Below are 408 nucleotides of genomic sequence, written 5' to 3'. Positions count from 1 at the left end.
CAACGTGCCTGCGCGTATCGCAACATCCACTTTTCGTTCAATAAGATTGATGAACGTTTCTGAGGAGACAAGAGACAAGGTTATTTCCGGATACCGTTCACGAAAAGGTTTAATCAGCGGCATCAGGAAATGCAGCATTACCGGCGTTGCCGCATCGATACGCAGTAAGCCGCGTGGGGTATTACGCGACTCCATGATTTCCGTTTCTGCGGCAGCCATTTCTTGCAGTATCTGCTGCACACGCCTGAAGTATCGCTCTCCTTCTTCAGTCAGGCTCAACTGTCGGGTCGTTCGATTAAGCAGACTGACGCCGAGCTTCATCTCCAGCTTTTTAACTGCCCGACTGACAGCGGAATTGGCCTGTCCGAGCTGCTCTGCCGCCCGGCTGAAGCTGCCGCTTTCCACGAC

Annotated in this window: 1 protein-coding gene; it reads right to left on the bottom strand. The window is 52.9% G+C overall.

Translation table 11 applies throughout. The features are described 5' to 3' along the window. A partial coding sequence (locus ACEWB7_RS18260; RefSeq protein ID WP_411581126.1) for a LysR family transcriptional regulator occupies positions 1-408 on the bottom strand: 408 nt, incomplete at both ends.

The organism is Acinetobacter sp. NIOH-H-8 (genome assembly GCF_046635365.1).
Taxonomy (GTDB): domain Bacteria; phylum Pseudomonadota; class Gammaproteobacteria; order Pseudomonadales; family Moraxellaceae; genus Acinetobacter.
Note: the sequence above shows the minus strand (reverse complement) of the source record. Positions and strands in the feature narration are given on the sequence as shown.